Below are 13,507 nucleotides of genomic sequence, written 5' to 3' on the forward strand. Positions count from 1 at the left end.
GATACGCGGCCAGCGCAGTTCCCGGATCACGGCGGCCGCCATGCTGTCACCGTTGCCGGAAAGCACCGCCAGCAGGTCGTGCCAGCCGGTCGCGACGCTGCCATTGAGCAGGCCATAGGCCGCGCTGCCCGCGGCCAGTGCCAGCAGCAGGGAGAACAGTGCCAGGCCGCGCATCAGCCGTCGTGCCCCGTGGCCGCTGGCGCGGGCTGCGGCGCCGTCATCGCAGGCTGATCACCGGCCAGTCCCGCGCCCGCGCATGCGCCTCGAGGATCTCGTCGGGATCCACCGCCGTCGGCCAGGTGACCCGGGACAACAGCGGCAGGTCGTTGTGCGAATCGCTGTAGAAACTGCTGTCCTCCAGGGTAAGACGGCGGCCCGCCAGCCAGCCCTCCAGCACCCGGACCTTGCCGTCCTGGAAACAGGGGATGCCGGCGACAGCGCCGGTATAGCGCGGGCCGGCCATTGCCGGCTCGGTGGCAAGCAGATGCTCGACGCCGTAGAGATCGGCGATCGGGCGCGTGATGAAGCTGTTGGTGGCGGTGATGATCACCAGCGTGTCGCCGCGTTCGCGATGTCGGGTGATCAGCTGACGCGCCTTGGGCAGCAGGATGGGGACGATCTTTTCCTCGATGTACCTGGTACGCCAGTCCCGGAGCTGCGTGGGATCGTGTTCCGCCAGCGGCCGCAGCTGGAAGGCCAGGAATTCGTGGATATCCAGTTCGCCGACCTTGTACTGGTCGTAAAAACGCCGGTTCGCCTGTTCGTAGTGCGCGCCGTCGACGATACCCTGCTCGACCAGGAAACAGCCCCAGAGGTAGTCGCTGTCACCCGCGATCAGCGTGTTGTCGAGATCGAACAGTGCAATGCCCACATGAAAGCTCCGGCCGCCGCAGGTCACCAAGCATACACGAACGCGCCGCGCCGGCATGCGCGTGCCCGTGTGCCGATTTGCCAGAAATTGCGGCCTATGGGAGAATCATTTGCATTCGCGGTCGCGAGCGGGTTTTAGTAAGTGATTGATCCGGATGGGTTCAGGCCAAACGTCGGCATCATACTGTCCAACAGCAGCGGGCAGTTGCTGTGGGCGCGCCGCGCCGGCCAGGATGCCTGGCAGTTCCCGCAGGGCGGGATGCGCTCCGACGAAACCCCGACCGAGGCGATGTACCGCGAACTCGGTGAAGAGATCGGGCTCACCCCCGGCGATGTCGAGGTCATGGGTACCACGCGCGGCTGGCTGCGCTACCGCCTGCCGCGACGCTATATCCGCCACGCCAGCCGGCCGCTCTGCATCGGCCAGAAGCAGGTATGGTTCCTGCTGCGCATCCTCTGCACGGACCGGTCAGTCTGTCTCGACCGCTGTGCGCGCCCGGAATTCGACCGCTGGCGCTGGGTCGATTACTGGCACCCGTTGAGCGAGGTCGTCGCCTTCAAGCGCAAGGTGTACCGGCAGGCGCTGAAGGAGCTGGCACCTTTGCTGTTCCCGGAGGGTATTCCCGATCTCCCGGCGGGGCGCGAAAACTGACCGTGGCCGCAAACGCAATATTCGTGCACCGGCTGCGTGCTCCACCGGGGGCCTAAGCGCCACGCATCGACGTCCGCCATGCTGGAAACTCTCAGACGCATCATCCAGGAGGTCAACGCCGCGCCCGATCTCGAGCAGGCGCTCAAGATCATCGTGCAGCGCGTGCGGGCTTCGGTGAATGTCGATGTCGCCTCGGTGTACCTGCGCGATACCGAACGCCGTGAATTCGTCCTGCGTGCGACCGAGGGCCTGCGCCAGGATGCGGTGGGCAAGGTGCGCCTGCGTTACGGCGAGGGACTGGTCGGCATGGTGTGCGAGCGCGAGGAGCCGGTCAACATCGAGGATGCGCCCAGCCACCCGCGCTACATGTTCGTCGCCGAAACCGGCGAGGATCCCTATCACGGCTTTCTCGGCGTACCGATCATCCAGCACGGCAAGGTGCTCGGCGTGCTGGTCGTGCGCCAGCGCCGGGTGCGCCGCTTCGAAGACGAGGAAGAGGCCTTTCTGGTCACGCTGGCAGCACAGCTGGCCGGCGCGATCACCCACGCCGGCGCCAGCGGCGAGATCGCCAGCGCACTGACCCGCACCGAGGACGTGTCGGCTGCCGTGCGCGGCCTGCCGGGCTCGCCCGGCGTCGCCATCGGTCAGGCCATGGTGGTCTATCCGCCCGCCAACCTGGAGGCCATCCCGGACCGCGTTGCCGCGGACCAGGATACGGAGGTGGCGAATTTCGAGGCGGCCGTGTCCGCCGTGCGGGATGACCTGCGCGCCTACGCCAATCGCATGTCCGCGGTATTGCCGGCGGAGGAACTCGCGCTGTTCGACGCGTTGCTGCTGATGCTCGGCGGCGACAGCCTGGTCGCGGAAACCATCGAGCGCATTCGCGCGGGCAACTGGGCGCCCGGCGCGCTGCGCGAGACGGTGTCGCAGCACGTGGCCGTGTTCGAATCCATGGAGGACAGCTACCTGCGGGAGCGCGCGAGCGATATCCGCGATCTCGGGCGCCGCATCCTGACCCACATGCAAAGCCGGCCAGCGGCCGGGATCGAGATCCATCCGCGCACGGTGCTGGTGGGCGAGGACATCAGCGCCAGCCAGCTGGCGGAGATTCCGCTCGAGCATCTGGCCGGTATCGTGTGTGCGAGCGGGTCGAGCTCATCGCACGTCGCCATCCTGGCGCAGGCGCTCAGCATCCCGGCGGTGATGGGCGTCGCGGACCTGCCGGTCGGCCGGCTCGAGGGACAGACCATCATCGCCGACGGCTACCGTGGCGATGTGTATATCAATCCCACGCCGCTGGTGCGCGAGGAGTTCCTGCTGCTGCAGTCGCAGGAAACCGAGCTGACCCAGACGCTGAAGAAGGTTGCCGGTCAGCCATCGGTCACGCCCGATGGCATCCCGGTACCGCTGTACCTGAACATCGGACTGGTGTCCGGGATCGGGCCGGAGGTGCACAGCGAGGGTGATGGCGTGGGCCTCTATCGCACCGAGGTGCCGTTCCTGATGCAGGACCGCTTCCCCTCCGAAGAGGAGCAGCTGCGTATCTACCGCGGCGCCCTGGAGGCGTTCAGGCCGCGGCCGGTGACCCTGCGCACGCTCGATGTCGGCGGCGACAAGATGCTGCCTTATTTCCCGGTGCGCGAAGACAATCCGTTCCTGGGCTGGCGCGGAATCCGCATCTCCCTCGATCACCCGGAGATCTTTCTCACCCAGATCCGCGCGATGCTGCGCGCCAGCATCGGTCTCAACAACCTCACCATCATGCTGCCGATGGTGTCTTCGGTCAGCGAGCTCGATATCGCGATGACACTCATCAACCAGGCGCACGGCGAACTGCTCGAGGATGGCATGCCGGTCATGCGTCCGCCGATCGGCATCATGGTCGAGGTCCCGTCCGCGGTCTACCAGGTGGCGGCGATGGCCCAGCGGGTGGACTTTTTCTCGATCGGCACCAATGACCTGACCCAGTATCTGCTCGCGGTGGATCGTAACAATTCGCGCGTGGCGGGCCTGTACCAGTGCATGCACCCGGCGGTGCTGCGTGCCATCCGCCAGGTGGTCACCGATGCGCAGCGCCTGGGCAAGCCGGTGAGTGTGTGCGGCGAAATGGCGGGTGATCCGGCCGCGGCGCTCGCGCTGCTGGGACTGAAGGTCAATAGCCTGAGCATGAGTGCCAGCAATCTGCCACGCGTCAAATGGGTCGTCCGCAGTTTCACCCAGAGCGAGGCCATCGATCTCGTCGAACAGGCGCTCACCCTGGAAGAGCCGCGCGCCATCCGCGAACTCTATAACAGCGTGCTCGAACAGGGTGGCCTCGGCGGTCTGGTGCGTGCCGGCAACTGAGCCGCGACACTATGCCGCAGCCGTTGCCGCGGCGGGACGGACAGCGGCCGCAAGTGCACGAAATCCCGACGGAAAGGCAGACAGACGGCGGGCCGCTGCGGCTTTGCCGCCGCGACCGTATGTGCAACCGCCACCGCGCGCCCTGTCGAGTGCCAGCCGTTTCCGCTAGAATCTGCCGCCTGGTGTAATTCGTTCATTTCACATTGACTGATTTCGGAGCAAGTTATGCAGTGGTACAAGCAAGGTTTACTGGGCACGGTATTCGGCATCACGGCGACATGTGCGCTGGCAGCGGACTGGCAGGCGCTGCCGGAACAGGCCCCTGCGCCGGCAGACAACCCGACGACGACCGCGAAGGTCGAGCTGGGCCGGATGCTTTATCTCGATCCGCGTTTTTCTGCGACCGGCACCGTATCCTGCAATTCCTGCCACAATGTGATGCTGGGCGGCGATGACAACCGTCCCGTCTCGATGGGCGTGCATGGCAAGACCGGCGGTCGCAGTTCGCCGACCGTGTGGAATTCGGCCTTCAATTCGTCCCAGTTCTGGGATGGCCGTGCCGCGACGCTGGAAGACCAGGCCAAGGGCCCGGTGGTCAACCCGGTCGAGATGGGCATGAGCGAACTGGAGGAGGCGATGAACCGGGTGCGCGATATCCCCGGCTACCGCCCCTATTTCGAACAGGCCTTCCCCGGCGACAAGGAGCCGATGACGGTGGACAATGCCGCCAAGGCCGTCGCCGCCTACGAGCGGACGCTGATCACGCCGAACAGCGCCTATGACCGCTATGTAAAGGGCGATGAGCAGGCCATGACCGAACAGCAGGTGCGCGGCATGCAGACCTTCGCCGAGGTCGGTTGCGTCTCATGCCATTCCGGTCCCGCCTTCAACGGCCCGGCCATGGCGCCGGGTACCGGCTTCTTCATGAAATTCCCGACCTTCACCGACAACGACTATGTCAAGCAGTACGCTTTCACCGCCGACGGCGGCCGCTTTGCGGTCACGGGCAAGGAAGCGGATCGCGACATGTTCAAGGTGCCGACGCTGCGCAATATCGCGCTGACCGCGCCGTATTTCCACAATGGCGCGGTAGCGACGCTCGACGCGGCCGTGCAGGTCATGGCGAAGACCCAGCTCAACCGCGACCTCAGCGCCACGGAAACCGCCGATCTCGTTGCGTTCCTGGGCGCGCTGAGCGGGCCGTTTCCGCAGCAGACGCTGCCGCAGCTGCCGCCGACGCCGGGCCGCAGCATCGTCGCCAAGTAGGCAGGCGCTGTCCGCCGCGCCGGCGGCGGGAGCAGCGACCGCGCCGGCCCGTCACCGCACCGGTGTGCATTCTGCACGGGTGCGCACGGGCCGGCCCGCGACCCTGCGGGGTATGACATGATCCAACTCAAACCATCGATCCGGAGAGCGTGACATGAGACTTGCCCTGACCTGCCTGATGCTGCTGACGACCCTGCTGCAGCCGTTGCTGGGGCAGGCGGTGCAGCTGACCACGGGACTCGGCAGTGCGGATTATCCTGACTACCGTATCGACACCAACGGCTTCCTGCACCTGGTCTGGCACGATGCCACCGTGGACAACGGCGCCGTCATGTACAAGCTGTTCGACACGGCCGGTGTGGTGCGTATCCCCGACATCCAGATCAACAACAGCAGCGGCAGCGCCAATACCACGCCGGTGACGGCACTCGATGCCGCAAACCGCCTGTTCGTGGTCTGGCAGGACCTGGCCGACCAGGAAATCTATATCATGCGTCTGCAACCGTTGCTGGATGATCTCGATCCGGCCACGCCGGCCGTCCTGGCGACCATCAAACCGGTGCTCGGCGGCGTCGCTGATCAGGTGCGGGTGTCCAGTCCGACCGATGGCTGGCCCGCACGCAATCCGGCCATGGCCGTCGCTGCCGGAGGATTCCTGCATCTCGTCTGGGAGAGCGGCGCCGGCGGACCCGTGCAATACGTGAAGCTCGATGCCGAGGGCCAGCCGCAAACCACCATCCTGGACCTGTCGGCCGCCGCGGGTACCACGGGCAGCGGCAACGACCTGCCCGATATCGCCGTCGATTCGGCCGGCCACGTGCATGTGGTGTTTACCCAGGCCGGCGCGACCGCGGCTGACGAGGTGTACTATGCGATGATCGACGGCAGCAGCGGCGCCCTGCGCATCGCGCCCACGCTGCTGAGCGTCGACGACGGACTGCGCGCTGGCAATGCCACCGTCAGTGTCAATCTGGCGGACAATCGCGTCTACGTGGTCTACAAGCAGGCGACGACCCTGGCAGGTAGCGGTGACGAGCAGATCTATCTCGACGCCCTGGATCCGGCGCTGGACGACCAGAACGGCGGGCCGGCCGATCCCGCCGTCATGCGCCTGCACCGGACCGCGCTGACCTCCACGCCGGCGCAGTCCGCCTGGCACGTGTTCTCGCGCATCGGTTACGACCGGCGCGTGCACGCCATCTACATGGATTACGACGCGGTCGCCTGTCCGAGCGGCGTGAACTATTCCATCTTCAACACGCAGGCCACCTACGACGGGGTGATTCTGGCGAACGATATCCTGACCCAGACCGGTGCCACGCTCGGCTGCAATCCCCAGGCCCGGCTGGCGCCGCGCGGCGACCGGGTGGTGTGGGCCGACAACGCCACGGGCAATCTGGAGATCTATTCCGCCGGTTTCGCGCGGGCCGACGCCGGCAGCCGCGGTTACCTGACCTGTTCCCTGGGCGATCCGCATGCCGGTGCCGCGCGCGCCGGTGAGCTGTGGCTGCTGCTCGCCTTCATCGCCATCCTCTGGCGCTGGCGCGGTCGCAGGCACGCCCGCAACGCCCGGTAGTCCGGGTCGCCGGCGCGGCTGCAGACCCGCAGGGGTTCAGTTGCCGTCGGGGTCGGGGTGCCGGCCGCCGCTCCGATGCGCCCGGGCGCTTACCAGCCGTTTGCCCCAGAGCCAGATGCCGCTGACCGCGAGCAGCAGAAACAGTATGGCCGCCCCGTCCATGAGGTAGATGCCGCCGCTGCCGAGGATGCGGCCACTGTGCAGATCGAGCATGATCCGTTCCAGCGTCAGGCCGTCACCGCGCCAGGCATGGTTGAGTGCCGTGCGTTCGGCAGCCGTCGGCTGCGTCGGTGCTGCCCAGCGCACGGCGGCGTTGCCGGCGGGGCGCCAGGCGAGGAAATCGGCATCGGTGAGGAAGCTGCCGCCCGTCGTGCGCAGCGCGAGTTCGTCGCGGTCGCTCACGCCGATGGCGCGGATGTCGGCCGGAATCCCGCTGGCTGCATCGAGGCGTTCCACGAGTGTGCCGGCAGGCTCCAGCAGCAGCAGCTGGCTGCCGGTGGCGACCACGACCAGACCGGCGAATTCGACGGCGCCCTGCAACGGGCCTTGTGTGCCGGGCAGGCGCACCTGGTCCAGGAAGATCCTGTCCTGGGCCGCGCAGACCGCATGCGCGCCCGCACGATAGACAAGCAGCTGTTCCGGTGCATGGACACCATACCAGTCGAGCAGTGCGGGCGAGGCGATGTTGATCGAATCCAGGCCGAGTTCCTCGGTGTGATTGAGCAACAGGCCGGTGGCGGCAAGCACCACGACGAACGCAGCGGCGGCAAGGCCGAGGTACCGGTGCCAGATATACAGCGAGCGCAGCAGCCTGGCGCGCGCCTTACTGCGCGGCTGTCGGGTCATGTCGGCTGCTGGTCTGGGCGTGCAGGTAGAGGGCGAGGCGTGCGAGTTTCTCCAGTGCGCGAACCGAGAGCGTGGCGCCGGAGATGCCGTCGATGGATTTATCGAGTGCATGCTCGGGACCGCTCAGCCGGAGACCGCGGAACTGGTCGGTGAAAAAGGGATAGCGCACCTCCCAGCCGCGGTTCTCCCGGTAGGCAAGCACGCGTACCAGCTCGATACCCTCGGCATTGACCACCAGGCCCACGGTGATCGGCTGCTCCTTGCCCGTTTCCTCCAGGATCCAGGCGCTGCGACCGTCCTGCAGCCAGTAACGGATACGCAGGCCGGGGTAGGGGTGCCCGAGAATGGCACTGCTGGTCGTGCGGAGCTCGTCGCGTAACCAGAGCACGGCCGGTTGCGGTGGTGCGCCGGCAAAGACCCCCGCCAGGAAATCCTGTGGCGACTGGTAGACATCCTCGGCAGGCAACGCGCCGGCGAGTGACAGCAATCCCAGGAATGCGAGGAAACGGTACATAGCGAGCGGGAAGCATAGCAGAAGCTGTTCATGCGGGTAGTGGCCTCCCCGGCGTCAGAACTGGTAGCCGATGCCCAGATCGAAGGCGTCGAAGTCGCGGCCGGCCTCCGCCGCCAGGTCATGGTCGCGGCTGCGGTAGTCCGCCTTGATCACGACGTCCGGATGCGGCCAGTAATTCACGCCGATCTCCCACTGATCGAAGCGGTCCTGGCTGCGGGCGGCCGCGACATCCTCGTAGCGGGCATACAGGCCGATATCGCTGCGCACCCGGTAGCTCGGTTCGAGGTACCAACCGGTCTGCCGATCGGCGTCCGCGGCCGCCACCGCCGCACCGTCGAAGTCCCAGCGCGCATACAGGGCGCGCAGTCCGAACGGACCCTTTTCGTACACCAGGTGGGTTTCCAGCAGCAGTCCGGAGTCGAGGCCGTCACCGCCCACCTGCGAGGCATCGGTCTGGTAGTTGGCGCTGGCGGCCAGTTCCAGGCCCGGGATGCCGGTATAGCGCAGGCGGCCGCTCCAGGCCAGGTCGTCGGCACGGGCCTCGCTGGTCTTTTGCCGGCCGTCGCGCACGCGGAAGCTGGTGGTATCCATCCTCAGACCCTCGTGCACGGCCAGGTCCCAGCTGATGCCATTGGCGTGCCGGCCGCTGAGGCCGGCGCCACCGGCCCACCAGGTGGCCGGGATGATGATGCTCTCCACATCGTTGCGCTCGACACCATAGAAGGTATTCGGTTCGTGGGTCTCGTTGAGGATGCCCACCGGCAGCAGGAACAGGCCGCCCCGGGCCTGCAGGTTGTCGCGCAGATCGAACTCGAGATAGGCCTGCTCGAGTTCGAATTCGCCGTTCTGTCCTTCACCCGCTATGCTGTGTTCGAGCTCGATCTCCGAAAAAAAGCGGATGTCATCGGTGAACTCGTGACCGGCGAACAGCACGAAGCGCTTGAAGTCGAGTTCCTTCACGTCGTTGGCCGAGTCGCTGGCGTCGATGTTGTAGTAGTGCAGCTCGCCGTAGCCGCCGATCCGGGTGCGCTCGGCCCAGCCGCCACTGCCGCTGCTGTCACTCTCCACCGCATCCACGGCGGCCTCGGCCTTCTCGTCGGCCGCATCCGCCTTGCGCTCCGTGGCCTGCTGCTGGCGTTTCAGCGCCTCGATTTCCTGCTGCTGCTGCTGGATGATCTCCCACATCTGTTCCGGGGAGGGCATCGGTGCGGCACTCTGGCCGGTCAGTGGCAGGCCCAGGGCGGCAGTGCACAGGGCAAGCGGGAGGGCGGTGTGCTTCATGGGGCGGTACTCCTCTACGGTTGCTGAATGGTGCCCAGTCTACACAATCTAATTCTTAATGCAAATCATTATCATTTAGATATTCATCCAGTGTGTCCGGGATTGCGTCAAATTAAGCCGTTGTAATGTATTAATAAATATGTGGGATTCGGGCGATTTCCAGTTGACGTTAGGGGTGGAATACGGCAGTTGCTGCATATATATTGCATGGAGCGACAACTTTCCCGGGAACCATGGAGTTTGCTATGACACAGACAGCGAATGGCTTCAGCATGGAGCTATCCGATGCCGACCTCGCCCTGACCGAGGCGGCGCGCACGAAGATGCTGGAACTGTTCGGCCAGGTCGAAGACGAGGATCTGAAGGCGATCCGCGTGTTCGTCTCGGGCGGCGGTTGCGGCGGGATGGGCTATGGTATGACCTTCACCGATACCCGCACGGAGTACGATTGCGTGCGCACGCTGAACGGTTTCGATGTCTATGTCGATGTGGTGGCGCTCAACTACCTCCGCGGCGTGGAGATCGATTATGTCGAGCGTCCGACCGGCGCCAGTTTCGTCTTCAACAATGCCTTCGCGGTTACCGGCGGTTCCGGCACCTGCGGCGCCTGCGGTGCGGCGGGTGGCGGTTGCGCCTGATCCGATAGCCTGATCCCCCGACGCCAGCTCCGCGCCGGCCCGCGCGGGTCGGCGTGCGAGGCAATGGCAGCGGCTTCCACAGCAGGTGCGCAGCGCCCGCCGGCGCAGTCCGCCGCGCGGCTGCTGCTGGTGGCTGCGCCGGACAGCTATCGTACGGCAGCCTATCTTGCCGCGGCGCAGCGCTGCGGGATTGCCGTGCTGATCGCATCGGAAGGCCGGCATTCGCTGGTCAGTGCGATAGCCGGCGGCCTGCATATCGACCTTGCCGATCCCGCGGCATTCGAGGTCCTGCTGGCGGCGGATCGCGCGCACCCCTTCTGCGGTGTGGTCGCCACCGACGACGCTACCGTGGAACTTGCCAGTCGTGTCGCCGAACGGCTCGGCCTGCCGCACAATCCGCCGGAGGCGGCACGCCGCACCCGGCGCAAGGATCTGTCGCGGACGGCGCTGGCGGCATACGGAGCCGGCGTACCCGAATTCCGTATCCTGGATCTGGCGCGGCCGCTGGCTGTACAGCTGGCGCCGGTGTGCTATCCCTGCGTCATCAAGCCGCTGACATTATCCGGCAGCCGCGGCGTCATCCGTGCCGACAACCAGGCGCAGGCACTGGCCGCCTGTCGACGGATCCGGGCACTACTGGCGCGCGAGCCGCTTCCTGACCGGTTTGCCGCCACGCACCTGCTGCTGGAGTCCTTCGTGCCCGGGCCAGAAGTTGCGCTGGAAGGTATGCTCAGCGACGGTCAACTGCAGGTGCTGGCGCTGTTCGACAAACCGGACCCGCTCGATGGTCCTTACTTCGAGGAGACCTACTACATCACGCCCTCACGGCATGCCGCCAGTGTGCAGCAGGCGGTCAGCGCCAGCGTGCAGGTGGCGTGCCAGGCGCTGGGTCTGCGTGCCGGTCCCGTGCATGCCGAGGTGCGTATCGCCGCGCAGGGCTGCGTCATCATGGAGGTGGCCGCGCGCACGATCGGCGGCGATTGCGCGCGCCTGCTGCGGGCGGCGACCGGGCACGGGCTGGAGGAGCTGGTGATCGCGCATGCCAGCGGGCGGCAGCTTGCGTTCGAGCCGGCGCCCGGTGCCGCAGGGGTGCTGATGCTCCCGATCGCGCAGGCCGGCATCCTGCGCCGGATCGAAGGTATCGGGGCGGCGCGCGCCGTCCCCTTTATCGAGGACATCTCGATTGCCATCCGGGAAGGCTACGAGCTGGTGCCCCTGCCGGAGGGGGCGAGCTACCTCGGCTTCATGTTCGCCCGGGCGCCGACGCCGGCGCAGGCGGAGGCCGCATTGCGTGCGGCCCATGCGCAACTGGATATCGTGGTGGCCCCGTTGCTGCGCATGCACGACCTGCGTGCGGGTGACTGACTGGCGTTATTTCTTCGCGCCGGGCGGGCGGAAACCCTGCGGCGTGCCGCCGAGGTCGCCTTCCCCGAACAGGAAACCGACCATGTGCTGCTCGATCATCTCGACGCTGCCGGGATCGGCGGTATTCAGGCCGTTCTCGTTGATGATCATGGTGAGCCGGTCGAGCCATTGCTTCCAGCCTGCGGCGGAGACGTTTTCGTAGATCCGCTCGCCCAGGGTACCCGGGTGGGGCACGTAGTCCAGGCCCTCGGCCTCGCGTTTGAGTACGACACAGTTGACGATACGGCTCATGCGTTGATTCCTTCGGCTCGTTGGCGATAGCTGGCGGTTCCGCGTCATCCCGCGCCGCATCACGGGGGGGCTCCCCGGGGGGCGGTCGCGGCATGACAAGTCGACACATATTGTAACCGCTGCCGGGCGACTTGTCGTTGCGGTGACCCCGCAATCAGAAGGGTTTCACGACCACGAGCAGCACGATCGCGATCAGCAGCAGGGCGGGGATTTCATTGATCCAGCGGTAGAACACATGGCTGTGCTGCGCGGTCCCGGCCCGGAACTGACGCATGATGCTCAGGCAGTAGAGATGATAGACCACCAGTGCGGTGACCAGCGCCAGCTTCGCATGGAGCCAGCCCGAGGCCCGGTAGGCCTGCCAGGCGTAGTCCGCCAGCAGCCAGAGACCGAACACCGCCGTCAGCACGGCGCCGATGGTCATGATCGCGAAGAGTTTGCGTTCCATCACCAGAAACCGGGCATGGCTGATCTCGTCGCGTGCGTCGGCATGGTAGACGAACAGGCGCGGCAGGTAGAACAGGCCTGCGAACCAGGTGACCATGAAGATGATATGCAGTCCCTTTACCCAGAGCATGATGCGGGATCCCCTCGTTTGTCGTCGCAGCGGGTGGCGGTGGTGGCCTGCGGCAGCAGGCCATTGATCCTGGCGCGCAGCATGTCCGGGTCCAGTTCGCCGGCGGCGTGGAACACGATACGCCCGTCCGGGGCGATCAGAAAGGTCGTCGGGGTCATCTGCACGTCACCGAAGGCGTGCGCGGCAGCGGCGGTGATGTCGAGCGCGATCGGATAAGGAATGCGCCGCCGCTCGCGCATGGCGAGCACCTCGTTGGGCGGATCGTAGTGCATGGCAATGCCGATGATCTCGAGTCCGCGGGGCGCGAGTTCACGGTATAGCGCCGCCAGGCGCGGCATTTCCCGAATGCAGCCGGGGCAGCTCGTGGCCCAGAAAGTGACCAGCAGCGGGCGGCCGCGGTAGTCGGCCAGGTGCAGTTTCCCGCCGTCGATTCCGAGCAGGCTGATATCCGGGCTGGTGCGCAGGACCGGCGGGGCGAACAGCAGCCAGCCGAGGCCGACGAAGACGACCAGTGCCGCCACTGTGAGCAGTTCCTTCATGGCTTGTGCTTCCCGTGCGTCCCGTTGTCCTGCACCAGCTTCCCGCCTTGCCTGCCGCCGCTGCCGAACAGCCGGGCCAGCCATCCGAACAGCGACCTGATGCCGCGCCACAGCCTCGGCAGCAGCCAGATCATGAGCAGGATGAACAGTGCCAGCAGGATGATGAACAGTACCGGATTGTGCAATGCCGTCCACAGGCCGGCTACGACCGCGACGTCCTCGCCCACCGAGGCAAACCAGTTGCTGAAGGGTTCCGGCGAGCTGTTGATCATGACACGGGTGCCGGCCTTGGTGGCATGGCTGCCTGCGGTCAGGGTCCCGCCGGCGATACCGGCTGCCAGCTGGGCGGCCGTGCCGGCGTCGCCGATCGCGCCGGCCGCCAGCACGGCGCCGGCGGGGATGCGGATAAAGGTGGACAGCATGTCCCAGCCGCTGTCGATACCGGGGATCTTGTCGGCGAAGAATTCCACGCAGTACATGGCGCCGGCCGCCAGCATCACCGGCGGCTCGGTAAGGATCTCCAGTGCCGGCGGCAGATCGATGCTGCCGGTGCTGCCGAGGTAACCCAGTACCAGCAGCGCGGCATACAGGTTGATGCCGCTGGCCCAGGCCACCCCCATGGTCAGGGCGACGGTATGCGTGATATCCATCCCGACAGCCCCCGTCTACCCCGTGCGGCGCATGCGCGGCTGCCCGGTGCTATCCGGTCCTGCCTGCAGCCGTTTGGCGATTTCCCGTCCGGGCCCGGG

At 66.4% G+C, this 13,507-nt stretch carries 14 protein-coding genes; 6 read left to right on the top strand and 8 right to left on the bottom strand.

The annotated features are described in order from the left end of the window. Window positions 1–217 precede the first annotated feature (217 nt). Window positions 218–871 (bottom strand): HAD family hydrolase, encoded by a 654-nt coding sequence (locus R3F42_15845; protein ID MEZ5543491.1) that lies wholly within the window; start codon window positions 869–871, stop codon window positions 218–220. A 141-nt stretch (window positions 872–1,012) separates the two neighbouring features. On the opposite strand from R3F42_15845, the gene R3F42_15850 reads away from it, so the two are divergent. From R3F42_15850 to R3F42_15865, 4 genes are all read left to right on the top strand, one after another. Continuing rightward, on the top strand, window positions 1,013–1,522 hold the full coding sequence (locus R3F42_15850; protein ID MEZ5543492.1) for an RNA pyrophosphohydrolase: 510 nt from the start codon (window positions 1,013–1,015) through the stop codon (window positions 1,520–1,522). A 78-nt stretch (window positions 1,523–1,600) separates the two neighbouring features. Next, entirely contained in the window at window positions 1,601–3,865 is a 2,265-nt protein-coding gene (gene ptsP / locus R3F42_15855; GenBank protein MEZ5543493.1) for a phosphoenolpyruvate--protein phosphotransferase, read from the top strand. A 225-nt stretch (window positions 3,866–4,090) separates the two neighbouring features. After that, complete coding sequence (locus tag R3F42_15860; protein MEZ5543494.1) at window positions 4,091–5,131, top strand: cytochrome c peroxidase; 1,041 nt, start codon at window positions 4,091–4,093, stop codon at window positions 5,129–5,131. A gap of 154 nt (window positions 5,132–5,285) precedes the next feature. Beyond that, the gene (locus R3F42_15865; protein ID MEZ5543495.1) at window positions 5,286–6,707 is read left to right on the top strand and encodes a hypothetical protein; all 1,422 of its coding nucleotides are present in this window, start codon (window positions 5,286–5,288) and stop codon (window positions 6,705–6,707) included. Between the two features lie 36 nt (window positions 6,708–6,743). On the opposite strand, the gene R3F42_15870 is transcribed toward R3F42_15865, so the two are convergent. Genes R3F42_15870 through R3F42_15880 form a run of 3 tightly spaced genes read right to left on the bottom strand, consistent with a single transcriptional unit; the run spans window position 6,744 to window position 9,348 of the window. Beyond that, complete coding sequence (locus tag R3F42_15870; GenBank protein ID MEZ5543496.1) at window positions 6,744–7,553, bottom strand: PepSY domain-containing protein; 810 nt, start codon at window positions 7,551–7,553, stop codon at window positions 6,744–6,746. After that, window positions 7,531–8,067 (bottom strand): FMN-binding protein, encoded by a 537-nt coding sequence (locus tag R3F42_15875; protein MEZ5543497.1) that lies wholly within the window; start codon window positions 8,065–8,067, stop codon window positions 7,531–7,533. The genes R3F42_15870 and R3F42_15875 overlap by 23 nt, the downstream gene beginning before the upstream one ends. A 54-nt stretch (window positions 8,068–8,121) precedes the next feature. Continuing rightward, window positions 8,122–9,348: a porin gene (locus R3F42_15880; GenBank protein ID MEZ5543498.1), complete on the bottom strand. Its 1,227-nt coding sequence runs from the start codon at window positions 9,346–9,348 to the stop codon at window positions 8,122–8,124. Window positions 9,349–9,593: 245 nt separating this feature from the next. Here R3F42_15880 and R3F42_15885 point away from each other — a divergent pair, with 245 nt between their 5' ends. Then, on the top strand, window positions 9,594–9,986 hold the full coding sequence (locus R3F42_15885) for an iron-sulfur cluster assembly accessory protein (protein ID MEZ5543499.1): 393 nt from the start codon (window positions 9,594–9,596) through the stop codon (window positions 9,984–9,986). A 63-nt stretch (window positions 9,987–10,049) separates the two neighbouring features. After that, complete coding sequence (locus R3F42_15890) at window positions 10,050–11,351, top strand: ATP-grasp domain-containing protein (GenBank protein ID MEZ5543500.1); 1,302 nt, start codon at window positions 10,050–10,052, stop codon at window positions 11,349–11,351. A 6-nt stretch (window positions 11,352–11,357) separates the two neighbouring features. Here R3F42_15890 and R3F42_15895 read toward each other — a convergent pair whose 3' ends face one another. The 4 genes from R3F42_15895 to R3F42_15910 all read right to left on the bottom strand — a co-directional run bounded on the left by R3F42_15895 (window position 11,358) and on the right by R3F42_15910 (window position 13,408). Beyond that, window positions 11,358–11,642, bottom strand: a complete 285-nt coding sequence (locus tag R3F42_15895; GenBank protein MEZ5543501.1) for an oxidative damage protection protein — start codon at window positions 11,640–11,642, stop codon at window positions 11,358–11,360. Window positions 11,643–11,796: 154 nt separating this feature from the next. Next, window positions 11,797–12,219: a CopD family protein gene (locus tag R3F42_15900; GenBank protein ID MEZ5543502.1), complete on the bottom strand. Its 423-nt coding sequence runs from the start codon at window positions 12,217–12,219 to the stop codon at window positions 11,797–11,799. Continuing rightward, complete coding sequence (locus R3F42_15905; protein MEZ5543503.1) at window positions 12,207–12,758, bottom strand: TlpA disulfide reductase family protein; 552 nt, start codon at window positions 12,756–12,758, stop codon at window positions 12,207–12,209. Before R3F42_15905 ends, R3F42_15900 begins: the two co-directional genes overlap by 13 nt. Continuing rightward, the gene (locus R3F42_15910) at window positions 12,755–13,408 is read right to left on the bottom strand and encodes a DUF4126 domain-containing protein (GenBank protein ID MEZ5543504.1); all 654 of its coding nucleotides are present in this window, start codon (window positions 13,406–13,408) and stop codon (window positions 12,755–12,757) included. The genes R3F42_15905 and R3F42_15910 overlap by 4 nt, the downstream gene beginning before the upstream one ends. Window positions 13,409–13,507: the final 99 nt, after the last annotated feature.

It is taken from the genome of Pseudomonadota bacterium, from assembly GCA_041395565.1.
In the GTDB taxonomy this organism is placed as follows: domain Bacteria; phylum Pseudomonadota; class Gammaproteobacteria; order UBA9214; family UBA9214; genus UBA9214.